Source organism: Enterococcus sp. C76 (assembly GCF_040886985.1).
Classification (GTDB): Bacteria; Bacillota; Bacilli; order Lactobacillales; family Enterococcaceae; genus Enterococcus_B; species Enterococcus_B lactis.
On sequence record NZ_JBFOEY010000009.1, the window covers coordinates 92,901 to 117,506 of the forward strand.

Here is a 24,606-nt window from a genome sequence, read left to right on the forward strand (position 1 = left end):
GAATATAACAATAGATTCGTGCTTTTTTCAATTTGTTTTTCTTGTCTATTGCATGTCCTCTCTGTGAATGACAAAGCGTTGTCTTTGCGCATGTTCCAAAGGTTGCATACGCAAAGGACGATTATCTAAATATATGTCGTTTTGCACAGTTAAGACTCGTTGGCTCCGAACACTTTGTAGATAATAAACATCCCCATTTACATGCTCTTCCCAGTTGGTATCAATCGCCACCTTGCACGGTTATTTATACTTGCCTGATTCATTACATCTACAGTGAAAGAATTATTTTCTGATAACACGCGATTTCTATCAAGATGACTTTTCAACACATATGATTTACTCACAACATCATAATCTAGGAACCACTTTTGATTGCTTCCTCCATGGTTATGGTAAATAACCCCTGTGTTGTTTCCCCGATTCTAGTCTACTACTCTCCAAACATCTGCTTGACATTGAATAGAAGCGATATAGCCATGGTATTTGCCTCTGCTTTCAGTATCTTTTAATAAGCGATGATTGATGTCAATAATCGCATTGACGAGCTTTTCGCTTGGGTAATCGTTAGGAACGATTCCTATGTGTCTGATATTTCTATGTAATATACGACGATAGGTAAAAGGATTGGTTACTGCTGCCTACCCCTGTACGCCGCTCCAAAATCCGTTTACACTTAAAAAATTGATATATTTAACACCATTCGTCCCTCTACTTTGATTTGCTCTATCAATTTGCTGCTCGACAGCCCATCGTTTATCATTTGGATTCACTGGATTCCAATAGTCTTGTATATCAAAACTTGACGGATAAGGGATTCCGACATTATTTCCCAAGAAATTACGAAAAATGACGATTTTTCCTCGTGTCTCGCTAAGAGTCGGATTAGCGTTTCCATAATAAAAGTAATCTCTCCAGCGACTATCTTGTAAATATCGTGTATTAAGAATATGGTTGAATGTATGGTCATTTTTACTACTGTATTCTTGTTTCAATCTCATATAGACTACTTCTTCAGGATTGTCACGAAGAAAGGCCACTGTTTTATTAAGTACATCACCGAAATTCTGGTTTAGATAGTACCTGTCGTGATGCATCGTAAAAACACCATCAATGGCACGTATATCTAAAAAACGTATTCCATTGTCAAGTTGCTTGCGGATGTCGATACTTTGTGTTCTCACATAATCACTGAGTCCTCCTCTATAAGTTGCTGTCGCTGAATTGTGTGTCCCTGGAATAGATAATTCTGATAGACGTACATCATCTCTTAACTGACTCATCCAATTCCGATTATATGTACGAGCTGTCCAAGATTCGGTAGTCATATTGGCATAAGAGATTGGGACTTTATAACCTAGTAAAAACACCCCAAAACAGATGCTCAGTAGTACGGTAAGTTTTTTCTTATTCATAAGTTCTCCATTCTTTTTTATTTTGTGCGCACACTTAATTATAGCTAGAAAAATATTCTAACAATGAACGCATTTTTCTCGTAAAAGAAAAAAAGGCAAGATCTGCAGTAAATAAAATAACTGCAAATCTTGCTTTCTTCCTCTAAAGATACTTTTTTATTTTTCTCGGATTTTTTCCAATAGCTGTATAGCTGTCTGCTGATTCATCTTTTCTGCTTCACGTAATTTTTGCGCAACTTGCTCGATTTCCTCACCAACTGCCCCAATTGAGATCGCTAATGAACGAGCTTGAAGCCCCATGTGTCCTTTTTGGATTCCTTCCGTAACTAATGCTCGCAAAGCAGCAAGATTTTGAGCTAACCCTACAGCAGCCATTACTTGCGCTAGTTCCTTGGCTGAATCGACATCTAGCATAGCTAAGGATACTTTAGCTTTTGGCAGGATATTAGAAGCTCCGCCCACTGTAGCCACAGCCAAAGGCACTGTTAACTTCCCAACTAGTTTATTTTCTTTAATCTGCCAGTCTGTTAATCCTTGGTATAATCCGTTTCTTGCCGCATAGGCATGGATCGAAGCACTTACCGCACGTGTATCATTTCCTGTAGCTGCTACTACAGCTTCTATACCATTCATGATTCCTTTATTATGCGTCGCTGCACGATACGGATCAAGCTTCGCGTATTCCCCTGCTTGCTGGATTTTTTTAGCAATTTGTTCACCAATTTCTTTACTTCTTCCTAAGCGTTCAAAGGGGATTTCACAACAGGCAGAAGCCAACGATTCTGTAGCAAAATTACTTAAAATACTGAATAGAATCTCCTCCTCAGGGAACCATTCCCGTAATTTGTTTGCTACGCTCTCAAGAATCGAGTTGATCATGTTGGCACCCATTGCATCTTTTACATCCACTAAAAAATCAATAGATAGGTAGGCATGGAAACTTCCCATAAATTCCCGTGTAGAGATATCTTGAACACCGCCCCCGCGTTTCACGATGGAAGGATAGCTTTCATTTGCACAAAGAATCAGTTCTTCTTTTCGATGATTCACTGCATTGATCACTGCTTGATACTCCGATTTTCCTGATAGAACGATTTGTCCGCGCATCAGCCGTTGAGGTGTTTCTGCACAGATATTTCCGCAGATTTTTGCGCCATTGCTTGCAGCTGCAATAACAGATGGTTCTTCTGTAGCCATCGGGATCCATTTTTTCTTGCCATTGATTTGGAAATTTTGTGCAATGCCCATTGGGATTTCCACTTCGCTCACTTGGTTTTCAATCATATGATCTGAGAGCTCTTCAGAAAGTGTTTGTTCCTCAAAAATCAGTGCATTTTCCTGTGTCAATACACCTTTTTCAACTAATTGACTGCGCCGTTCAGATGGCGTGAGCTGATAGAACTTTTTTTTTTGCAAATCCTCACGTGTTTGCTCCGTATTCGCTTCTAACAAGACTGCCAAGCCTAAACCTCCGCCAACACATAATGAAGCAATCCCGTATCTCTTCTGCTCACGAAGCAATCCGTAAGCTAACGTGGTCAAAATCCGTGCACCGCTTGCCCCAATTGGATGTCCTAATGCGATTGCTCCTCCATAGATATTGACCTTTTCTTCATCTAACTGTAGTTCTCGATTGACCACGATAGATGAAGCCGCAAATGCTTCATTGATTTCAAAAAGATCGATCGTTGGTAAAGCTATTCCTGCTTTATCTGTCAATTTTTGAATGGCTGTGATTGGAGCGATTCCCATGATGCTTGGATCAATACCAACTTCCGCTACTTCTTTGATGGTTGCCAAATAAGGCAGATTATTATTCTCTGCGTATTCTTTGGATGCAAGGATCACCACTGAGGCACCGTCATTCAATGGAGAAGCATTGCCTGCTGTTACTGTTCCTTCTTCCGAGAATACTGTACGTAATGTACCCAATTTTTCCAATGTACTATTTCCACGAACTGCTTCATCCTCAGATAACACGTCTTCAGCAGAAATCTTGAGCGGAATGATCTCCTCAGAAAACATGCCAGCTTCAACAGCTTGAGCTGCTTTCAATTGGGATGCCAAGGCATAACGATCCTGTTCTTCTCTGCTCACAGAAAATTGGGTTGCCACATTCTCTGCGGTTAATCCCATATGTGCATTTGAAAATGCGTCAGTCAATCCGTCGTTGACCATACTGGAAATTGGTTCGCCATATTCATTTGTTTCTGACTGATAGGGTTTCAGCATAGGTGCTTGTGACATACTCTCTGTTCCGCCTGCTACCACAAGCTCTGCTTCACCTAATTGGATCAGTTGACGTGCTAAAATCACTGCTTTCATACCAGATCCACAAACTTCATTGATTGTCATTGCAGGGACATCCACTGGGATACCGCTGTTCAAAGCAATTTGTCTAGCAACATTTTGACCATTACCAGCCTGCAGGACATTCCCGAATATTACTTGATCTATTTTATCTTTTTTCAGTTTTGTTTTATCTAATAATTCTTTGGTCACAAGTGTGCCTAATTCAACTGCAGTAAATGGACTTAAACTTCCGCGATACTTTCCTATCGGCGTTCTTGCAGCATCTATCATTACGACTTCTTTCAAGTAAGCCACCTCCTACAAAAATATACCATTCTTTGCTATAAAAACAAATAGCTCTTGTTCCAGTTAGTTTTTTCTAAGATTAAATTTTAACAATCCTTAAATATTCGCTTTTTTATATTTCTTTTAATCTTTTTATGATACTTTAGTAAAGTAAGTTTTTTATCATGAGTAAAGAGGTGTTGAAATGAAAATAGGGATTGATCGTCTTTCCTTTTTTATTCCTAATTTATATTTAGATATGACAGAATTAGCAGAAAGCCGTGGAGATGACCCTGCAAAATATCATATCGGTATTGGTCAAGACCAAATGGCAGTCAATCGTGCGAATGAAGATATCATTACACTAGGGGCAAATGCTGCCAGCAAGATCGTGACAGAAAAAGACCGTGAGCAAATCGACATGGTCATCGTCGGAACAGAATCCGGGATTGACCATTCAAAAGCGAGTGCGGTAATTATCCACCATTTACTAAAAATCCAATCTTTTGCTCGTTCTTTTGAAGTAAAAGAAGCTTGCTACGGTGGCACCGCAGCTTTACACATGGCAAAAGAATATGTCAAAAATCATCCAGAACGAAAAGTACTAGTCATAGCAAGTGATATTGCTCGTTACGGCTTGGCAAGCGGGGGTGAAGTGACACAAGGTGTCGGTGCTGTTGCGATGATGATCACTCAAAATCCGCGTATTTTATCGATTGAAGACGACAGCGTATTTCTGACAGAAGATATCTATGATTTCTGGCGTCCAGATTACAGTGAATTTCCTGTTGTCGATGGACCTTTATCTAATTCTACGTATATCGAATCGTTCCAAAAAGTTTGGAATCGACATAAAGAATTATCGGGTCGAGGACTCGAAGATTATCAAGCGATTGCTTTCCATATCCCATATACGAAGATGGGAAAAAAGGCATTGCAAAGCGTATTAGACCAAACAGATGAAGGAAATCAAGAACGGCTACTGGCTCGCTATGAAGAAAGCATTCGTTACAGCCGACGAATCGGTAATCTTTACACTGGTTCATTATACCTTGGACTAACTTCTCTACTGGAAAATTCGAAATCATTGCAGCCAGGAGACCGCATTGGTTTATTCAGCTACGGTTCTGGTGCAGTAAGTGAATTTTTTACAGGTTATCTGGAGGAAAACTATCAAGAATATCTCTTCGCGCAATCTCATCAAGAGATGCTGGATTCTCGAAAACGAATCTCTGTTGACGAATATGAAACGATTTTCAGCGAATCGCTTCCTGAACATGGAGAAAGCGCAGAATATACATCAGACGTACCTTTCTCGATTACAAAAATTGAAAATGATATTCGTTATTACAAAATATAATACACGCATAAAAAAGATCCCTTCACGAAATGTGAAGGGATCTTTTTTTGTCCTTGGACCAGAGAAGCAATCGATAGGTCAACCTAGTCGTACTGATGATTTCTTGTTTTTCACTGAATAGTTTGCGAATATATCTAGTCATAACAGGATCTTTTGCGTACTCTTCATAGTACATCTTCATCCACTCTTCAGTAATTGATTCCTGTGCAAAATAAGTAAAATCTTTTTTCTTTACTTTGAATCCTTTATCAATTAAATATGATTCAAATTGATCCATGATAAATGGGGTTGTATTAGGATCTTCTTCTATCATTCCTAGTTGCTTTTCGATAGGATAAAAAACATCATCGATTGATTCCACTACTCTCATTATCACGCACCATTTGCTTGACTTTTTCATCAGTTTTTCTAATTGATTGGGATGTGTCAAAGCTGGGTTTGCTGCTGTAAAAACCACTTCATATGTCTCACTGGATTGGATAAATTCTTCTAATGATCGTTTGATAAAGAAAACATTTGATAAGTCAATTTTTTCTGCTTCTTTTTTTGCATTTGCTAACATTCCTGAAGAAAAATCAATCAAATCGTAGTGATTAACTTCTTTTGCTAAAGAAAGAAATCTGCCAGATCCTCCGGCAACGTCTGCTACTATTTCAGCAGGCAGGACTTTCTCCGACTTCAGATATTTTCTTACATCTTCTGCAATAGTTGTTTGTGATTCTTGCTGGATTTCATAATATTCTTCCGCAAAATCATCCCATTCTTTTTCATTCATTTGAATCCCTCTTACTTTTTGATTTTTGTTAGATATTTTCACTTTTCGGAATAAATAATTCTCCTCTTTTATCTATTATATCTCTTTTGATGAATAAAAAAATGTTTTGCTTTCCGTCTATTATAAATAAAAAAAGACTGTGACAAACGTCGTGTCACAGTCCCTTATTCCGAATAAACGGTGTTCAATCAGCTGACCTTCGGTATTAGCTCAGAACGCTGATTTCACAACCTCCTTGATTCGTTTTATTTATTTCCTTGTACTCGTATAATGATCAATTTCGTGATTTCCATCAAGATGATTGTCACAAGGGCGATTCCCATACATGTAAAGACTTCTGTCAATCCAAATGCTGATGGGATAGAGAAGACTTCTTTCAGTCCTGGAATCATTGTTAAGCAGTAAAGCGCGCTACATACAACTACAGCTAGTAAGACACTTCTGTTAGAGAAGAACCCTGCTTGGATAGCTGTTTGTGTATTTGAACGTGCTGGGAATGTTTGCAATGTCCGACACCAAATCAATGTTGAAAATGACATAGCTACACCGAATTCAGGTGAATGCTGCATGCCAAGCCATTGAGCGAAGATAACAGCAATCCCAATCAGCACACCACGATACGTTACAGAAATCAATGTTTTGTCCGTAAAGATTCCTGAATTTGGATCTCTTGGCGGACGGTTCATCGTAGCGGGTTCTGCTTTTTCTGTACCTAATGCAATCGCTGGCAGTGAGTCATTGACTAAATTGATGAACAGCAGTTGTAATGCTGTAAATGGATTGGACCAGTCAGCAACTAAGGCAAAGATGATCGCAATGATCGCACCTAAGTTTCCGGCAAATAGATAAGAAATAGCTTTTTTGATATTGTCAAACACATTACGTCCTACTTCTACTGCGCTGACAATAGAAGCAAAGTTGTCATCTGTCAATACCATCGCTGCTGCATCTTTTGCCACATCTGTACCAGTTCCCATAGCAATCCCAATGTCTGCTTGTTTCAATGCTGGTGCATCATTTACGCCGTCACCTGTCATAGCGGAGATATGACCTTTATTTTGCCAAGCACGAACGATACGGATTTTATTTTCAGGAGAAACACGTGCATAAACGGTGACTTTTTCTAACACTTCGTTTAGTTGCTCTTCTGTTAATTCATCTAATTCCGTTCCAGTCAGAGCTAAGTTTCCTTCTTCAAAAATTCCGATTTGTTTTGCGATAGCAACAGCTGTTGTTTTGTGGTCACCAGTAATCATGATCGTTTTGATTCCTGCACTTCTTGCTTCTGTCACCGCTTGAGTGACTTCAGCACGTGGAGGATCGATCATAGCAAGCAAACCAACAAGGATCAAATCATCTTCATCTTCAAATGACAAATCAAAATTATCAAGTGGACGGTAAGCAAAAGCTAGTACACGTAATGCTCGTGTTGAAAAAACTTCATTTTGCTCTTGGAATTTTTTCATCAATTCATCCGTCATCGGAACAACTTCGCCATTCAATAATACCTTTTTACTGCGTTGAAAGACGATATCTGGTCCCCCTTTGACAAATAAGTAATTTTCGTTATCGATCGTGTGTCCAGTAGACATCAATTTTCGATCTGAGTCAAAAGGAAGTTCTGCTTGTCTTGGGTAGTTGTTTCGAATTTCCTGATAAGGCTGGTTTAGTTTTTCACTAAAATCGATAAACGCTACTTCCGTAGGGTCGCCCAATTTAGTCCCATCTTCACTGATTGATGCATCATTCGCTAAGACACTGATTTCAATCAAACGACGTTCGTCAGCTGTCCACTTTGAAGGATCGTTTGTGAAATCTCCAGTATCGCCATTTCCTAAAAAGTAGTCAACAACTGTCATTTTGTTTTGTGTCAATGTACCCGTTTTATCTGTACAGATGATGCTTGTCGAACCAAGTGTCTCAACTGCTGGAAGTTTTCGGATAATGGCATGACGTTTCGCCATTTTATTCGTTCCCAAAGATAACACGATTGTTACGATAGACTGTAATGCTTCTGGAATAGCAGCTACGGCTACGGCTACGGCAAACATCACTGCGCTGACGATATCTGCAGTCATATCTCCTGTACCTTCTCCAAGATAAATACGGAACAATTGGATACCTAAAATCAGTAGAGATAATGCCAAAATAGCCAGACTTAATTTTTTACTGAATTTATCCAGACCTCGTTGTAACGGAGTGACTTGCTCAGTTGTTGATTCCAAAAGACCAGCAACTTGTCCGATCTCCGTATTGTTCCCAGTTGAAGTCACTAAGAATTTACCGCGTCCGTAAGTTACGATCGTTCCACTGAATACCATATTCGTACGATCACCGATTGGAACAGTACTTGTAATATCCATTACTTCTTTTTCTGCGGAAGTCGACTCTCCTGTCAGCATGCCTTCATCTACTTTTAATGAACCCGCATCTAGTAATCGTCCATCAGCAGGTACATAATCGCCTGCGTCTAACAACACGATATCCCCTACGACAAGTTCGTTTGCCGGAATCGTTTTTTCTTTACCGTCACGAATCACTCGAGCATCAGGTGCTGAAAGATTTTTCAATGCCTCTAAAGAACCTTCTGCTTTTTTTGTTTGGACAACACTGATGATAGAATTCAACATCAACACTGCAAAAATAACTAAGAATTCGATGTAGTCTCCCATGACCATCTGAATCAGTGCGACAATCAGCAATACGATAACCATTGCATCTTTGAAGGTTTCTAAGAACAATTTCCAAGTTGGCTTCTTCGGCTTTTCTTTTAGCTGGTTCAAGCCATCTCTTTCTAATTTTTCCTTCGCTTGCGTGGTGCTCAATCCATCGGTTGAGCTCTGCGTTTGCTGCATCAACGAATCGATCGTTTCTTTATAGACCGCTTGTTGTGCTTGTTCCTTGTTTTCCAAATTTCATCCCCCATTTTTTGATCTCGGTCCTAGTCCTGTCTGAAAAAAAAGAGACCTAAGACAAATACGCATTTGTCTTAGGTCTCACCATTTCATACAATACCAGAAAACCATTTGGTTAACTTACTGTTGATATTATCGCAACAAAATGTTGCCGGTTACTCCCCTAAGGAGATATTCAACTGTACTAATATCCTACCTTATTAAACTACAAAAAGCAACTACTTTAGCCCGATTTACCTACATTTTCATGAAAAGAGTGAAAAGTATATTCACCTTGGTAGGCTTCTTTCTTCTATCATGCTATACTAATGTTATTGTATGTAAGGAGGAACATTTTTGTGGTATCTAGTATTATAACCGCCCTTTATCTATTGAATGCACTTATTGCTTTAGTGGCTATCTTGATCAAACCCCGAGATGTAGCAGCTATTTGGGCATGGCTCTTAGTATTATTTGCCCTTCCTGGGGTGGGTTTTGTATTATATTTATTTTTCGGACGTGGATTAACGGATAAGAAAAAATTCTATCTCCGACAAAGTGACTTGAAAGAATTAGAAAACTTTCAGTCTTTTAGAGGAGATACCATTGAACATTACGATCCTGACATGGGCGACAAAGACAAACAACAATTTGTCGACTTCTTCTCTTCATTAAATCGTATGCCGCTGACAAGAATGAATTCTGTCACTCTTCTCACAGACGGACAAAAGAAATTAGATTCACTGCTTCAAGATCTAAAAAAAGCCAAACATTCGATCCATATCGAATATTACGCATTTGTGACAGATACTATCGGTCAGCAAGTCTTACGCGTTTTAGAAGAAAAAGCCGCAGAAGGCGTAGAAGTTCGTATATTATATGATGCATTTGGCTCCCATGGCACAAAAGCAAAAGATTTCAATCGTCTAATCAAAAATGGTGGACATGTCCATACATTTGTTACCTCGCAAAAAGCATTGCTTCGGTTCCGATTGAATTACCATGATCACCGGAAAATCGTTGTGATCGATGGAAAGATCAGTTACACCGGTGGCTTCAACATTGCCAATCAGTATGTAAATACGACAAAAAAATTCGGCTATTGGCGTGATACGCATATACGGATTTTCGGTGCCGCTTCTTCTTTGCTTCAACTTCGTTTTTTAACAGACTGGAACGTCTCAGTACCTGAAGAAAAAAAGGTCGGCTATCATTTGAATTATTTCTTTAAAAAAGCAGATCAAGACGAATCCAAACTTGCTGATACGTCCATCCAGCTTGTCTCAAGCGGACCAAATAACGAACGCGAACAAATCAAGCTTTCGTTTATCAAATTGATTACTTCTGCTAAAAAACGTGTTTGGATACAGACACCTTACCTCGTTCCTGATGAAAGTGTCATTGCTGCTTTGAAAATCGCAACTGCTTCTGGTGTCGATGTGAAAATCATGATCCCCAATAAACCGGATCATCCTTTTATTTATCGAGCAACACAATATTATGCTCGTCAGCTCATCAAGGAAAACGTACAAATCCTTGTCTATGAGAATGGCTTCCTCCATGCAAAAACATTGATAATGGATGATGAAATCTGCATGGTAGGTTCAGCAAATCAAGATATTCGTAGCTACCGATTGAATTTTGAAACAAGTGCTGTCATCTACGATCCTGAGTTTTTAGAAGAACTTGCTACTCAGTTTAAAGAAGATGAGACACATTGTTCACCAATGACGACTGAAACAGTGAAGGAAATGTCTAACTGGCTGTTATTCAAACAACAAATTTCTCGATTATTTTCTCCAATCTTATAATTTTTCCATTCAAGTAGAGAAAAGAGGCTGTGACAAAACGTGTCACAACCTCTTTTTCTGAATAAACGGTGTTCAATCAGCTGACCTTCGGTATTAGCTCAACAAACGGCAAAATATGAGGAACTATTTTTCCGTTTGTTTCTCTAATACTCAGGACAGGACGCTGATTTCACAACCTCTTTCTTTTACTCTAATTCACTGGCTGCCCAATGATTGATTGGTCCATATTTATGCCCTACGTTTATTTCTTCACGAATCGCACGGTTTACATAGTCTTTTGCCAATCGGATCGCTTGTTCTACTGTTTTTCCTTTAGCTAATTCGGCTGCAATACATGCAGATAACGAATCGCCAGTTCCATTGATCCGGTCAGTAGGATAAAATGGCGCATTCAGCCAAAATGATTTTCCTGATTCAAGCAATACGTAGTCGTTGACTGTTTCTTGTTGCGCATCTTTTGCATGATGTCCTTTGATCATGACGTTTTTCGCACCCATCTCTTGCAGTTCTTTTGCTGCTTGCACAAAATCTTCTTCAGTTGCTAATGTCCGTCCAGTCAGCTTTTCTGCTTCGTAAAAATTAGGTGTCAGTACTTCGGCCAAAGGGACAAGTTTTTCTTTCAAGCTTTGCAAAGCAGATTCTTCTAGTAAAAGATTTCCATGTTTCGTTACGATCACGGGGTCCACGACTAATGGTCCAAAATCATATTTTTGATAATTTTTTACAACTGTCTCAATCAAATTTGAATCTGCTAGCATACCTGTTTTAGCTGCACGTATTTGAAAGTCCTCTGCAATCAGTTCAAATTCTTTATCGATAAAATCGGTTGGCAAGGTCACACTTGCTCCGATTCCGTAAGAATTTCCTGCAACACATGCGGTCATGACAGAAACACCGTAAACACTTCTTGTAAAGAATGTATGCATATCTGCTTGCATCCCTGCGCTTCCATCGCTATCTGATCCTGCGATCGTCATTGCTTGTACATACTGCTCTTCCATCAAATCGATCCCTCCATTTTTATAAAAAAATTTTTTCATGATGCTGTTACTGTTTCTATTATATGTTTTTCAAAGTATCCCTCAGTAAATATACCACTACCTTTTCTTGGTAATCAAATTTATTTGAAAAAACATTTGTAATAAATCAGAAAATAGTTGTCATTTATTTGAACTAGTTATTCTAATAACAAATACCTGCTATTCGATTTGTATATATTTCAGTATCCTTCTTGTTTTCATATAACCAATGGCGCTATGATTTCCATATGATAAAAAATAAAGTCAGGTGAAAAAATGAAACTTGAGGATAAAAAAGTCATTTTGAAGAAAATCAAACGTCTCCCAGACCAAATAGAAAACTATACGATCTGTTCTTTCAAAAAAGACAGGAGTATAAAAGCTTATACGCAAAACACAGAAAAAGGAATAATCTATTTCCTAAATGAAGAAGGTTACGATACCCAAACCTTTATGTTTACTGAAAAAAAAGAATTTCATAAACAGATGAAAAAACTGATTGAAAAAGAATTTCCAAGAAGTCATAAACTCTATGTGCATCAGCAATTTTAACTTTTAACTATACGCTCTTAATTAAATATGCTCTGTAATAAAATAAAACTTTATAACAACTATAACAAAACAGAATACAAAACGACGGTTCTATAAGTTATAATCATAGTTGTTAGATGATTCATCTAGTAAAAACACCAGATTTCAAATTTCACACAATTGAAACTAGATCAATCATCAACCTTCTTCAAATTGTTAGAACCCTTTCCCGAGGAGCTGCAGCATAAGCAAGAAAAACAAACAGGAAGCCAAATGGCTGAGACATTCCTTCTATTAGTCTAGTTGTTTCTCGTCGCAAATTTAAGACTTTAGAAAGTTATTTCTATTGATGTTTGGGTTGTTTCACGCTTATACACAGCTCCTTACCTATTATTTATCTCAACAGATCGAACAAATTAATGGAAAATTTAAGGAGTTTTGTTATGCTTACGATCTATTCTTCTCGTACACATAGTTACCATCTGATGGCAAATTGGCTGAAAGACCACCAAATGCCTTACAGAGAACGAATTTTCACACCTAAACAGCCTTTAACCAGAAAAGAAATCTTTTATTTATTATCATTAACAGAAAACGGATTTGACGATCTATTAGCTAAACGCTCGATTGATTATAAAAATTTGAAAGATCAAATTGACCAATGTACGACCTCAGAACTTGTCGATTTAATCGTGTCTCATTTTACTTTGTTGCAACGTCCCATCATTACTGACGGAAAAAAATTATTAGTCGGGTTCAATGAAGATAGTATGCGTCTTTTTATCCCTGTACAATGGCGCAGAAGCCAGCTCAAATCTGTCTATAACGATTTCACGTGGGTAAGCGATCTAGACAATTCTATGGAATTAGATGATGAATTTTTAAATTATTATATATAAAAAGGACGGTGACAAAAAAGTGTCACCGTCCTTTTTTCCGAATAACTAGTGTTCCAGAAGTAGCTTCTACGAAAAATAAGCCGAAATTTCTTGAAGCTAATTCTTGAAGATAACTACTTCTGTCACAACCTCTGATTCATGGCGTTCAAATTTGTGCACACTTACCACGAATAAGTGCTTTGAGTGAACTGACGATAAGAATGACGAACAAGACTGCCATAAATAATCAAAAAGACACCCGTTCCTACTGTAACAAAAAATCCAGAAGCACCGATACTACCATCCATATACCACAAAATCGAAGCAAAAAGTGGGAAAAGTGAAAAAATACATAATCCGATTCCTGCAATCAACGAGAAGCCAAAACTTCGCTGATATGCTTCTTCTTTTTCTTTTGCTTCTGCTAATACTTTTTCAGGTATTTTTCTATTATACAAAAAGTGATTTAAGCGGGTGATTTTCATACCAGAAGCGATGAAAAAACCGACAGCTAATGCTATACCGAAAATCAGACAAGAAACACCCATGAATGCATAGCCTGTTGAACAGAAGAACAGAAATCCTGCAAAGGATAAACAAGTGAATAGGACACCTGACGCTACTTGAAGACTTGCTGCTCTGTATTCTTTCCAATAATTTTCTGCTTCGCTTAAATAAATCGAAGCTGGATTTGATTCCGTCTCGGGACTTGGATTTTCTTTTTTGACATCTAATTCTTCTAATAATTCGTCGATTGAACCAAATGTCGAGATGACTGTACCAATGGCCTCTTGTTCATTTTTCCCTTCTCCCATTAATTCATGATAATGATCTTCCATATTTGCCAACAAATCAGCTTTCAGCTTTTCTATCTCGTTACTTCGGGGTACTCCGATAAAAAGACTTTCTAAATAATTACGGATTGTATCCATTTACTTTCCCTCCAAAAATTGATCGACCACGTCTTTCGTCGTCAGCCACTCTTGCTTTTTTTCTTCTAAAAGATTACGTCCTATTTCAGTGATTTTATAATAGGTCCGTTTTTTTCCATGGGTCACTTCACCAGGGTACGAAACAATCAATTGATTCTTTTCTAAACGGGCAAAAACGGAGTAAAGTGTCGTCTCTTTGATTACATAGGAATCATTTGTCCTCTCACGGATCGTTTTAGAAATTTCGTATCCATAAGAATCGTTTTTGTTAAGGATCGATAAAATAATCGCATCATTGTATCCGCGTATTCCATCACTTGAAATCATGTTCTCTCCTCCATATTACTCCATCTGTCGTTGTAATCAGCATAGCATGATTACTTCATCAGGTAAAGTAATTTTTTGCAAAAAATAAAAAGGAACAGAAAGCAAGAGAAGCGTTATGCTTTTTTGCTTTCTGTTCCTTTAATTTATTTATTTTACAACCATGACGTTACATGATGCGTGGTTGACTACATAGGAAGTAGTGGAACCTACTAGCGCACGTTCTACCGCATTCAGACCTGTCGCCCCCATGACAATCAGATCGATTGGTTCTTTCGATTCATGGAAATTAGCAATCAGTGTCTTTGGATAACCGTAAAGAACATATGTCTCGATATCTGTCAGGCCTTTTTCGATTGCCAAGTTTCGATGTTCTTTCATCTGGTTTTCCGCAACCTCATCCAATTCTTCCTGCAGGCTTGTTGTAACAAATGCAAAATCACCAAAGTAATTGCCTGTTACTTCATTGACATACAGGATGTGCAACGTTGCTTGATTTCGTTTGGCAATCGTGATTGCCTCAAGAAATGCTTTTTCTGCCTTTTCAGAACCATCAATTGCTACTAAAATATTACGATAAGTGTCTACCATTGTAAACGCCTCCTTCACTGTTAGTGTAGCACGATTACAGTGTTAGGACAAACATTTTGTGAACGTTTTATCAAAAAATATCAAGCATCAAAGCCGTTTTTTTCGGAGACCGTTTTAAACCAGCGACCTGATTTTTTGATCGTGCGTTTGCCGTCTTGTGCCAAATCAACAGCGATAAAGCCATAGCGATTTTTGTAGGCATTTGTCCATGACCAGTTGTCCATACATGTCCACATGTGGTACCCCACACAATTCGTTCCTTCTTGGATTGCTTGATGGACATATTTCAAATGATCCGTCACAAATTCGATCCGATAATCATCTTCAATCATGCCTTCGCTGTTAACAAATCGTTCTTCTCCTTCGACCCCCATCCCATTTTCAGAAATATAGCATTTGATATTACCATAATTCTCTCTTGTATTCGTTAAAATATCATAGATGCCTTTTTCGTAAATTTCCCATCCACGATATGGATTCATTTTTTTATTGGGCATGTCGTAATTATCAAAATAATCATCTGGCATGGGGCTATGTTCGTGATCGATCGGTGTTTCTTTTGCTTTGATCCGACGAGGCTGATAATAATTGATTCCTAACAGGTCAATCGTGTTTTCTCTGATGAGTTCTAAGTCTCCTTCATGAATGTCAGGCATTATACCCAATGTTTTGACAATCTCGATCAACTCTTGTGGAAACTCGCCTTTCACTGCAGGATCAAGGAATGATCTGTTGAAGAATGCATCCGCGATTTGCGCTGCTTTTACATCATCTTGGTTTGTTTCATCTCTCGGATAACTTGGTGTCAGATTCAAGATGATTCCGATCTCACCATCATGACCGCCTTCATGGTAGGCTTTGATTGCCTTTGCACTTGCTAGATTCTCATGATAGCCTACTTGGACCGCTTCTTTCATATTGATATGATTTGGATAGTGGAATTGATACAAGTAGCCTCCTTCTACAGGTACGATTGGCTCATTATGAGTAAACCATTTTTTGACTAGGTCTCCAAACAATTCAAAACACGCGGCTGCATAAGAAACATAAGCGTCAACCGTTTCTCTTGATAACCATCCGCCTTTTTCTTGCAAGGACAGTGGCATATCAAAATGGTAAAGATTTACAAAAGGCTCGATACCATTGTTCAGCAATTCAGTAAAATAATCTCGATAAAAAGAAACAGCTTTTTGATTGATTTCACCTGTCCCTTCCGGAATCAAACGACTCCATTGGATAGATGTACGAAATGTGTTATGGCCAGTTTCTTTCATTAACTGAACATCTTCTTTGTATTTTGTGTAAACTTGCGAAGTTTTTTCAGGTCCTACTTGATCGAAGAATTTTTCAGGCTCTAATGCATACCAATGATCCCAAATATTTTCTCCTTTCCCGTCATTACTTACTCTTCCTTCTGTTTGCGGTCCGCTAGCAGCAGAACCCCACCAAAAATTTTCTGGAAATGTGTAGGTTTTCATTTTTTTACTTCCTCTCTTTTCTTCTTGATATCGTAATCATAACGAACCTAAAAAAATAAATCAATACTTTTTATAAAAATGACTAGACATTTAAAATATTCGGCGTTATACTTTGTATGTAATCGATTGCAAATAAATTTGAGGTGAATAAAAATGAACGGTTTTATGGACAAGCTTTCTGAGAAAATCATGCCCTTAGCTAATTTATTAGGGCAAAATCGTTACCTTACAGTTTTACGGGATGCGTTTATGCTTTCCTTCCCTTTAACGATGTTCGGTTCGATCGTTGTCGTTATCAATAACTTGCCTTTTTTCAGTGACGCAACAAAGGGAACTTTATCGAACTTATTCGGTAATGGGCAAAATGCAACAATGAGCATCATGTCGGTTTTTGTTACTTTTGGTATCGGCTATTATTTATCAAAATCTTATGACGTTGAAGGTATTTTCGGTGGTGCCGTGTCTTTTGCCAGCTTCTTGATTCTTACGCCTTTTGCAATGAAAACCGTTGGTGGTGAAGATGTAACTGGTGTTCTTTCACTTGATCGTCTTGGCGCAAAAGGAATGTTCATTGGAATGATTGCTGCTTTCTTGGCTGGAGAAATTTACTGCAGAATCACGAAACGCGGCTGGCAGATCAAAATGCCTGATGGAGTTCCACCTGCAGTAACAAAATCATTTGCCGCTTTGATCCCTGCTGTAGTGACACTAACTATTTTCTTAGTAATCAACGCTGTTATGACTGGTATTTTCAATGCTAACTTACATGATGTCGTTTATGAAGTGATCCAAAAACCATTAACTGGTTTGGGAAGTAGTTTGCCTGCAACATTGATTGCTTTGTTCTTTGTCCAATTCTTATGGTTCTTCGGACTTCACGGACAAATCATCGTCAACTCTGTAATGGACCCAATCTGGAATACACTGATGCTTGATAACTTAGAAGCTTATCAACATGGAAAAGAATTACCACACATCATCACAAAACCATTCATGGAAACCTTCACTGTTGGTATTGGTGGCTCTGGAATGACTTTAGCTGTCGTTTTATTGATGGCCTTTGTTCTTAAAAAGAAACAGTATCGTGATGTTGGTCGATTAGCTTTAGCACCTGGTATTTTCAATGTAAATGAACCAGCGATCTTTGGTCTTCCAATCGTATTGAATGCAACAATCCTTATTCCTTGGGTCGTGGCACCTCTAATCGTAACGACGTTCAATTATTTGGTAATGGCTGCTGGACTTGTCCCTGCACCAACTGGCGTCTCTGTTCCATGGACTGTGCCAATCATTGCAAGCGGTGTCTTAGCAACAAATTCATGGCTTGGCGGTATGCTGCAAGTCATCGACTTTGTCATCGTTGCCTTTATCTGGTACCCGTTCTTGAAAGTATTAGATAAACAACCAGACCTAGATATTGCTTAATGGATCATTAAGGGGATGTGACAAGAAACTTGTCATATCCTCTTTTTTCGAATAAACAATGTTCCAGATGCTACTTCGAGTTGTCGGAAGCATAATCTTTCGTTATACTCTAGAAGAGGTGAATAACGTGCCAAAATACGAAGAAATCGCAAATATTTTAAGGGAACGAATCCGTTCAAAAGAGTATCCTCCCGATAGTTTTTTGCCTAATCAAGTGGACTTGGTAAAAGAATTTGGTGCGAGCCGGATGACAATCAAAAAAGCCATCAATATCTTAGCAATGGAAGGACTTGTCTATTCGCAGCGAGGATCAGGAACGAAAATCTTGAATCATCCATTCATGCAAAAAGACACATCGCCCGCTAACGAGTATGAAGGTTTGAGTCTCCAAATGAAACGCAGACATCGCTCTTTGAAGAGTCAAATCATTCATTTTGATGTTGAATTCCCTGATCAATATATCCAAGAACGATTGATGATCGATGCCGAGCAACCTGTCTACAATATTCACCGGTTAAGGATCTTAGATGGCGAGCCTTATGTTTTAGAGCATACCTTTATGCCAGTCCATCTTGTGCCGGGTTTAAAAAAAGAACATTTGTTAGCCTCTATCTATGATCATCTTCATCAAGAATTGAATGTCCATTTTGCAGGGGCTTATCGTGCTATTTCTGCAGATAAAAGTGATGAATATGATCAGCAATATTTGAACTGTGCAGAAAACGATCCTGTACTGGAAGTTCAGCAAGTCGTCTATCTCAAAGATGGCCAGCCGATTGAATATTCTTCCAGCCGAAACCGATTTGATGTTCGGAACTATTCTGTGCTGGATGTGCGTTCAACTTAACCAAAGAGGTTGTGGAAAAGCCGCTTAGTTTCGAGTCGATTGATTGTCACAGATACAATCTTTTGAATAACATTTACCAAGTACTTTCAGAAGCTCGTTTCTATCTAATCATAAAAAGACTTATGACCACTCGCAATGATTCTAAAGTTAGCTTTTTAAAGCTAATTTTTTTGAAATCGATGCAACTAGTCGTAAGTCTTTTTATTTTATTGATCTGCTCCTTCTCTTTTCCATTCTTGACTCCTTTATAATACTTTAGAAGACAAATTAATTGCAAAATAGAGATGCACCCTCTATACTATGTCTAAATCAACTACTTACTTTTTGTAAGTTAACAGGAGGAAATTTATCATGGATACACAAATCAGAGGAATTCACCACGTCACAGCAATGACATCTAGCGCAACAAAAATCTACCGCTTTTTTACAGATATTTTAGGAATGCGCTTAATCAAAAAAACCGTTAACCAAGATGACATCGAAACTTACCATCTTTACTTTACAGATGATACTGGTGCGCCGGGAACAGATATGACTTTCTTTGATTTTCCAAATCAGCCAAAAGGAAAAAAAGGAACAGATACGATCTCTCGTGCTTCTTTCCGTGTGCCAAGTGACGCTGCATTAGACTTTTGGTTGGAACGATTTGAAAAATATGATGTCGCTCATTCAGCAATCAGTGAACGTTTCGGCAAAAAATATATCGAATTTGAAGATTTCGATAATCAATATTATCAATTGATCTCTGACGAAAATAATCAAGGTGTAGCAGCTGGCATTCCTTGGAAAAACAGCAATGTACCGACAGAATTTGCAATCACAGGACTTGGACCTGTCTTTGTCCGTGTCAGTCAATTAGAGCATATTCGGTTGATTCTTGAAAAAATCTTAGGATTCAAAGAAACAGACCATTCAGGAGATTTCTACTTATTTGAAATCGGTGAAGGCGGAAATGGTGCAAGCATCATTATTGAACATCGGACAGACTTGCCAAAAGCAATCGAAGGATTTGGAAATATCCATCACTTAGCATTGCGTGTAGCAGACAAAGAAGCATTGGAATACTGGATTCAAGTAATCAATAAGATCGAATTGCCAAATTCTGGTTTCGTCGATCGTTTCTATTTCCAATCTGAGTACTTCCTAGCCGCGCATCACGTACTGTTTGAATTAGCAACTGATGGTCCTGGATTCCTTGAAGATGAACCAGCAGAATCAGCAGGAGAAAAACTATCTCTTCCTCCATTCTTAGAAGAACGTCGTGAAGCCATTGAAGCCTATGTCCGTCCTTTCGATACAAGTGATGCAAATAAAAAACGTGAATAATCTCTTCATGCTACTTCATTTTTTGTATCTATAGAAACAGAAAAGAGGGAACAAAATGACCTACATTTTTGAAAAAGGAACAAGTGGCAAGCATTTGATCTTACTTCATGGCACAGGTGGCGACGAACATTCTTTACTGGATATCGCTCACTTTCTTGCACCAAACAGTACGTTGCTTTCTTTTCGCGGCACGGTCCAAGAAGATGGGATGAATCGTTTTTTCAAGCGTAATGGATTGAATCAATTCGACCTGGACAGTTTGGAAAAAGAAACAGATAAACTCCATGAAAAAATCAAAGAAATCAGCGAAAAAGAACAGATAGCTTTAAGCGATTGGCTGCTTGTCGGCTATTCAAATGGCGCAAACATCGCTGCTCATTTATTATTGGAGCGTGAGACCAAGCTAAATAAAGGGTTGTTTTTCCATCCAATGTCTCTAGGTGTCCATCAAAGCCGTTCCACATTAGAGGATAAAACCGTCTGGCTTTCTTATGGTGATAACGATCCAATCGTTTCCCCTGCTTCCTTTAAAGAATTGGCCGATCAATTCGAAACACGCCAAGCAAATGTGACGATTCAGCTAACTGTGACAGGTCATCAGTTGACAATGGACGAAATCGAGCAAGCGAGGGAATGGTCAGAGCATCTTCTAACTAAATAAAAGAAAAGAACTACGACTTACATGACACAACCTGAAGCAGACATCAATCTGGATCATAGTGTGTGAAAGTCGTAGTTTTTTTGTCGAATAAACGGTGTTCAAAAGCTTGCATCTGCGGTAATGAGTTCAACCAAGTCAAAAATGAGGAGCTTTTTTGGCTGGCCTTATTACTTGATGCAGGGCAGCTTTTTCACAACCTCTTTTGGTTACACAAGGTTCTCTTCAAAGAATGTTGCCATTTTTTCAAATGGAATGATATCTGTCTGGTCGTATAGATCTGTATGGGAAGCTCCTGGAATGATCATGAGTTCCTTGTTATCGCCTTTCAGCTCATTGAAAGCATCCTCCCCAAAGTAACGTGAGTGAGCTTTTTCCCCGTGAATGACTAATACTGCATGACGGATTTCTGGAATATAATGCAATAGTTTCGCATTCATAAGTGATAACCCTGATGTCCTATTCCAACCGTCGTTAGAATTTAAAGAACGAACATGGTATCCGCGATCTGTTTTATAATACGCATGGTAATCTTTAACAAACTGAGGAGCATCTTCAGGCAATGGGTCAACCACTCCTCCAGCACGTGCGTAGTCCCCTTGTTTGAAATCAATGATACGTTGTGCATTTAATTCTTCACGCATTTTATATCGGGCATCTTCATCCATAGCATCGAAGTAGCCATTTGCTGTTACTCGAGTCATATCGTACATTGTTGAGACGACTGTTGCTTTGACCCGTGTATCGATCGCTGCCGCATTCAATGCCATACCTCCCCATCCACAAATACCGATGATTCCGATTCTCTCAGGGTTTACATTTTTTTGTACAGATAAAAAGTCTACTGCCGCTTGAAAATCTTCCGTATTGATATCAGGCGAAGCAACATATCGTGGTACTCCTCCGCTTTCTCCTGTAAACGATGGGTCAAACGCAATCGTTAAAAAGCCTCTTTCAGCCATCGTCTGCGCATATAGACCAGACGATTGTTCCTTTACTGCGCCAAATGGTCCGCTCACAGCAATTGCTGGCAATTTCTCTTCACTTACTTCTTTTGGTTCATATAAATCAGCGACTAATGTGATACCGAAACGATTTGGGAAGGTCACCTTTCGATGATTGACTTGCTCGCTTTTTGGAAATACTTTGTCCCATTCTTGGGTGATATTTAATTCTTTACTCATATTCTAAACGCTCCTTTGATCAAAATTGACATTTGTTTTTGAATGTATTATCATGATAAAACTTAAACCTGACTTTAGGTCAAGGATAAAATTTTAATTTAGGAGGATTTTTTTATGTATTCCATTGGACAAGTGTCTGAAATGTTTGGATTGCCTGTTTCTACTTTACGTTATTACGACAAAGAGGGATTATTTCCTGATATCCAGCGTGTTTCCGGTATTAGAAAATTTTCAGAGAGTGAATTAGAGGCTTTGAGAGTCATTGATTGTTTGAAAAAATCTGGTTTAGAAATAAAAGACATCAAGCAATTCATGGAATGGAGCAAAGAAGGCAGTAAGACATTTGCGGTTCGTAAAGAACTATTTGAAAAGCAAAAAGAAGTTGTAGAAGAAGAAATAACGAAATTAGAAAGAGTACTCGCTATGCTAAATTACAAAAGCTGGTACTATGAAGAAGCAATAAAAGCCGGCAATGAAGAAGCCGTATTGACACTGATTCCTGATGATTTACCCCAACATGTAAAAGAAGCTTATGAACAATCTCACTGAACAAACGGATAACTCACTTTTCTTCTCTATGAACTTCATGAAAACATGAATAAACACCTCTAACTGATTGTTAGAAGCGTTTATTTTTTCACTCAAGTATCCTGCACTTACAGAAATATCCTTTTTACCGCCATCCTAATTCTGGAGCGATATCTTTTACGATTGTTTCAAGCAAGTGCATGTTATATTCTACCCCCAAAGTATTAGGAATCGTGACAAGTACTGTGTCTGCTTCTTTGATTGCTTCATCTTCAGCTAGCTCCTTGATTAATTGATCAGGTTCACCAGCAAAAGTTTTTCCAAAAATCGTCGGGTTCCGGTGATAAGCAAGATAGCCGACAGCATCTTGTTGCGGACTACCGTCTTGTCCAAATAAGCGTCGATCCAAATCAGTGGTGATTGGCTGGATCGAGCGAGTGACCAATGTTCTTGGTTCAAAATCATGACCTGCTTGCTTCCACGCTTCTTTATACGTACGTAATTGGTTTGCTTGTTGGATATGGAACGGCTCATGGGATTCGTAATTGACTAATGTAGATGATTGCAGATTCATTCCATGTTGTGCTGCCCAGATTGCCGTTTGCTGCGAACCAGCTCCCCACCAGATTCTTTGTCGTAATCCTTCTGAATAAGGCTCGATCCGTAATTTTCCTGATCCTTGTGGGAACATTGGTTGAGGATTTGGTTCTGCAAATGGTTTTCCTTCAAGTAATTCCAAGAATTCAAGGGTGCGTTCCCGTGTTACCTCTTTGATTTCTTCTTCACTGTAATCATACCCAAAGTATTTCCAGCCATCTAGGACTTGTTCAGGTGAACCACGCCCCACTCCTAGTTGCACTCTTCCTTGCGTGATGATATCTGTCAATCCGGCATTTTCTGCCATATAATAAGGATTTTCATAGCGCATATCGATAAGTCCTGTGCCGATTTCGATCTTACTCGTCTTTGCGCCGATTGCCGCTAGCAAAGGAAACGGCGACCCAATCTGAGGGGCAAAATGATGTACGCGGAAAAACGCTCCGTCTACTCCAATTTTTTCTGCTTCCACTGCTAAATCGATGGATTGCAAATAAGCATCTTGAGCTGTTTTCACGAGCGATCCTTGCTCCATCCAATGTCCAAAGCTTAAAAAGCCGATTTTTTTCAAGGTAATGACCTCCTCCAACCCTACAAAAATGGAAGGTTTTTTATTTTTAATATGAACTGATTCTACTACTTTTTTTCTTAAAAGACGAATAATTGTTCTCGCGTCATATTCAAGAAATCTATCGGCTGACTATACCCCTACTTCCTTCATCATCTGCCATGTCTTAATCTCTTTTAATAGTCTTTCCCATCGTTGTTTTTTGACTCAAAATGATTGTTTCTAACGTGTATTTATGGTAAAAAAGACAGGATGAGTTCTTTGTACACATCAATTTATACGCTGAACAACAAGAAACATATAAACTAAGAAACCCATTGTTTTTTTCGCTCCATTATATAGAGTTTTCTTTAGATAAACAGTTACATTTACTAATCCATAACGGAGGAAATCAAATGAAAAAAATCTATTTTTTATGTACGGGCAATTCTTGCCGCAGTCAAATAGCAGAAGGCTACGCGCGTAAATATCTGTCTCCTTCAAAGTTTGAGATCAGAAGTGCGGGGATCGAGACACATGGTTTGAATCCAAGAGCTGTAAAAATCATGGCAGAAGACGGCATCGATATTTCCAAACAAACGTCTGATTTGATTGATAGAGATTACTTTGCTCAGGCAGACTTGATTATTACACTTTGTGGTGATGCCAAAGACAAGTGCCCTGCCGTTCCAAACAATCACGAACACCTTCACTGGGACCTAAAAGATCCTGCACAAGCTGTCGGGAGCGAAGAAGAAATATTAGCGGAATTCAGAAAAGTCAGAGAAGTAATCAAAACAAAGGTTTCTGACTTAAATCAATATGCTCCAAGTTTATAAAGGAATTCTCAAAAATGTTTTTACAATTAACTGATAAATAGAATTGTTCTCTAGCAAAAACTTCTTCTCTTCT

At 38.5% G+C, this 24,606-nt stretch carries 21 protein-coding genes; 10 read left to right on the forward strand and 11 right to left on the reverse strand.

Features of this window, described 5'->3' with window-relative positions; genetic code table 11:
* Positions 1 to 638: 638 nt before the first annotated feature.
* On the reverse strand, positions 639 to 1,412 hold the full coding sequence (locus AB3I00_RS11775) for a phosphatidylinositol-specific phospholipase C (protein WP_368025265.1): 774 nt from the start codon (positions 1,410 to 1,412) through the stop codon (positions 639 to 641).
* Positions 1,413 to 1,568: 156 nt separating this feature from the next.
* Positions 1,569 to 4,010 carry a hydroxymethylglutaryl-CoA reductase, degradative gene (locus tag AB3I00_RS11780; protein ID WP_086286116.1) on the reverse strand — a complete coding sequence of 814 codons (2,442 nt, stop codon included), beginning with the start codon at positions 4,008 to 4,010 and terminating at the stop codon, positions 1,569 to 1,571.
* A 184-nt stretch (positions 4,011 to 4,194) separates the two neighbouring features.
* Here AB3I00_RS11780 and AB3I00_RS11785 point away from each other — a divergent pair, with 184 nt between their 5' ends.
* Positions 4,195 to 5,349, forward strand: a complete 1,155-nt coding sequence (locus AB3I00_RS11785; RefSeq protein WP_002335590.1) for a hydroxymethylglutaryl-CoA synthase — start codon at positions 4,195 to 4,197, stop codon at positions 5,347 to 5,349.
* Between the two features lie 22 nt (positions 5,350 to 5,371).
* Here the strand turns inward: AB3I00_RS11785 and AB3I00_RS11790 are convergent, their stop codons facing one another.
* Together AB3I00_RS11790 and AB3I00_RS11795 are read right to left on the reverse strand one after the other, a co-directional pair.
* Positions 5,372 to 6,124 carry a methyltransferase domain-containing protein gene (locus AB3I00_RS11790; RefSeq protein ID WP_368025266.1) on the reverse strand — a complete coding sequence of 251 codons (753 nt, stop codon included), beginning with the start codon at positions 6,122 to 6,124 and terminating at the stop codon, positions 5,372 to 5,374.
* 245 nt (positions 6,125 to 6,369) lie between these two features.
* Positions 6,370 to 9,036 carry a cation-translocating P-type ATPase gene (locus tag AB3I00_RS11795; protein ID WP_368025267.1) on the reverse strand — a complete coding sequence of 889 codons (2,667 nt, stop codon included), beginning with the start codon at positions 9,034 to 9,036 and terminating at the stop codon, positions 6,370 to 6,372.
* Between the two features lie 341 nt (positions 9,037 to 9,377).
* Here AB3I00_RS11795 and cls point away from each other — a divergent pair, with 341 nt between their 5' ends.
* Positions 9,378 to 10,829, forward strand: a complete 1,452-nt coding sequence (cls, locus tag AB3I00_RS11800) for a cardiolipin synthase (protein ID WP_002315234.1) — start codon at positions 9,378 to 9,380, stop codon at positions 10,827 to 10,829.
* Positions 10,830 to 11,014: 185 nt separating this feature from the next.
* Here cls and thiD read toward each other — a convergent pair whose 3' ends face one another.
* On the reverse strand, positions 11,015 to 11,830 hold the full coding sequence (gene thiD / locus AB3I00_RS11805) for a bifunctional hydroxymethylpyrimidine kinase/phosphomethylpyrimidine kinase (RefSeq protein ID WP_002291833.1): 816 nt from the start codon (positions 11,828 to 11,830) through the stop codon (positions 11,015 to 11,017).
* 294 nt (positions 11,831 to 12,124) lie between these two features.
* Between thiD and AB3I00_RS11810 the strand changes: the two genes are divergently transcribed.
* Together AB3I00_RS11810 and AB3I00_RS11815 are read left to right on the forward strand one after the other, a co-directional pair.
* Positions 12,125 to 12,400 carry a hypothetical protein gene (locus AB3I00_RS11810; RefSeq protein WP_002315235.1) on the forward strand — a complete coding sequence of 92 codons (276 nt, stop codon included), beginning with the start codon at positions 12,125 to 12,127 and terminating at the stop codon, positions 12,398 to 12,400.
* A gap of 422 nt (positions 12,401 to 12,822) precedes the next feature.
* The gene (locus AB3I00_RS11815) at positions 12,823 to 13,278 is read left to right on the forward strand and encodes a Spx/MgsR family RNA polymerase-binding regulatory protein (protein WP_002291831.1); all 456 of its coding nucleotides are present in this window, start codon (positions 12,823 to 12,825) and stop codon (positions 13,276 to 13,278) included.
* A gap of 161 nt (positions 13,279 to 13,439) precedes the next feature.
* Here AB3I00_RS11815 and AB3I00_RS11820 read toward each other — a convergent pair whose 3' ends face one another.
* The 4 genes from AB3I00_RS11820 to AB3I00_RS11835 form a co-directional block, all read right to left on the reverse strand.
* The gene (locus tag AB3I00_RS11820) at positions 13,440 to 14,189 is read right to left on the reverse strand and encodes a permease prefix domain 1-containing protein (RefSeq protein WP_002315237.1); all 750 of its coding nucleotides are present in this window, start codon (positions 14,187 to 14,189) and stop codon (positions 13,440 to 13,442) included.
* Positions 14,190 to 14,516 carry a PadR family transcriptional regulator gene (locus tag AB3I00_RS11825; protein WP_002291828.1) on the reverse strand — a complete coding sequence of 109 codons (327 nt, stop codon included), beginning with the start codon at positions 14,514 to 14,516 and terminating at the stop codon, positions 14,190 to 14,192. It lies immediately after the preceding gene.
* 147 nt (positions 14,517 to 14,663) lie between these two features.
* Complete coding sequence (locus tag AB3I00_RS11830) at positions 14,664 to 15,104, reverse strand: universal stress protein (RefSeq protein WP_002289467.1); 441 nt, start codon at positions 15,102 to 15,104, stop codon at positions 14,664 to 14,666.
* An 80-nt stretch (positions 15,105 to 15,184) separates the two neighbouring features.
* Positions 15,185 to 16,582 carry a glycoside hydrolase family 1 protein gene (locus AB3I00_RS11835; RefSeq protein ID WP_002291826.1) on the reverse strand — a complete coding sequence of 466 codons (1,398 nt, stop codon included), beginning with the start codon at positions 16,580 to 16,582 and terminating at the stop codon, positions 15,185 to 15,187.
* 153 nt (positions 16,583 to 16,735) lie between these two features.
* Between AB3I00_RS11835 and celB the strand changes: the two genes are divergently transcribed.
* The 4 genes from celB (at position 16,736) to AB3I00_RS11855 (ending at position 20,841) form a co-directional block, all read left to right on the forward strand.
* Positions 16,736 to 18,007, forward strand: a complete 1,272-nt coding sequence (gene celB, locus AB3I00_RS11840; protein ID WP_002315239.1) for a PTS cellobiose transporter subunit IIC — start codon at positions 16,736 to 16,738, stop codon at positions 18,005 to 18,007.
* Between the two features lie 127 nt (positions 18,008 to 18,134).
* The gene (locus tag AB3I00_RS11845; protein ID WP_002315240.1) at positions 18,135 to 18,854 is read left to right on the forward strand and encodes a GntR family transcriptional regulator; all 720 of its coding nucleotides are present in this window, start codon (positions 18,135 to 18,137) and stop codon (positions 18,852 to 18,854) included.
* 351 nt (positions 18,855 to 19,205) lie between these two features.
* The gene (locus AB3I00_RS11850; protein ID WP_368025269.1) at positions 19,206 to 20,180 is read left to right on the forward strand and encodes a ring-cleaving dioxygenase; all 975 of its coding nucleotides are present in this window, start codon (positions 19,206 to 19,208) and stop codon (positions 20,178 to 20,180) included.
* Between the two features lie 55 nt (positions 20,181 to 20,235).
* Positions 20,236 to 20,841: an alpha/beta hydrolase gene (locus AB3I00_RS11855; RefSeq protein WP_002335586.1), complete on the forward strand. Its 606-nt coding sequence runs from the start codon at positions 20,236 to 20,238 to the stop codon at positions 20,839 to 20,841.
* A 206-nt stretch (positions 20,842 to 21,047) separates the two neighbouring features.
* On the opposite strand, the gene AB3I00_RS11860 is transcribed toward AB3I00_RS11855, so the two are convergent.
* Positions 21,048 to 22,022, reverse strand: coding sequence for an alpha/beta hydrolase (locus AB3I00_RS11860; protein ID WP_002315245.1), 975 nt, complete (start codon positions 22,020 to 22,022; stop codon positions 21,048 to 21,050).
* A 114-nt stretch (positions 22,023 to 22,136) separates the two neighbouring features.
* On the opposite strand from AB3I00_RS11860, the gene AB3I00_RS11865 reads away from it, so the two are divergent.
* Positions 22,137 to 22,571 (forward strand): MerR family transcriptional regulator, encoded by a 435-nt coding sequence (locus AB3I00_RS11865; RefSeq protein ID WP_368025271.1) that lies wholly within the window; start codon positions 22,137 to 22,139, stop codon positions 22,569 to 22,571.
* Positions 22,572 to 22,695: 124 nt separating this feature from the next.
* On the opposite strand, the gene AB3I00_RS11870 is transcribed toward AB3I00_RS11865, so the two are convergent.
* On the reverse strand, positions 22,696 to 23,718 hold the full coding sequence (locus tag AB3I00_RS11870) for an LLM class flavin-dependent oxidoreductase (protein WP_086286127.1): 1,023 nt from the start codon (positions 23,716 to 23,718) through the stop codon (positions 22,696 to 22,698).
* A gap of 392 nt (positions 23,719 to 24,110) precedes the next feature.
* On the opposite strand from AB3I00_RS11870, the gene arsC reads away from it, so the two are divergent.
* Positions 24,111 to 24,533 (forward strand): arsenate reductase (thioredoxin), encoded by a 423-nt coding sequence (gene arsC / locus AB3I00_RS11875; protein WP_086286128.1) that lies wholly within the window; start codon positions 24,111 to 24,113, stop codon positions 24,531 to 24,533.
* Positions 24,534 to 24,606: the final 73 nt, after the last annotated feature.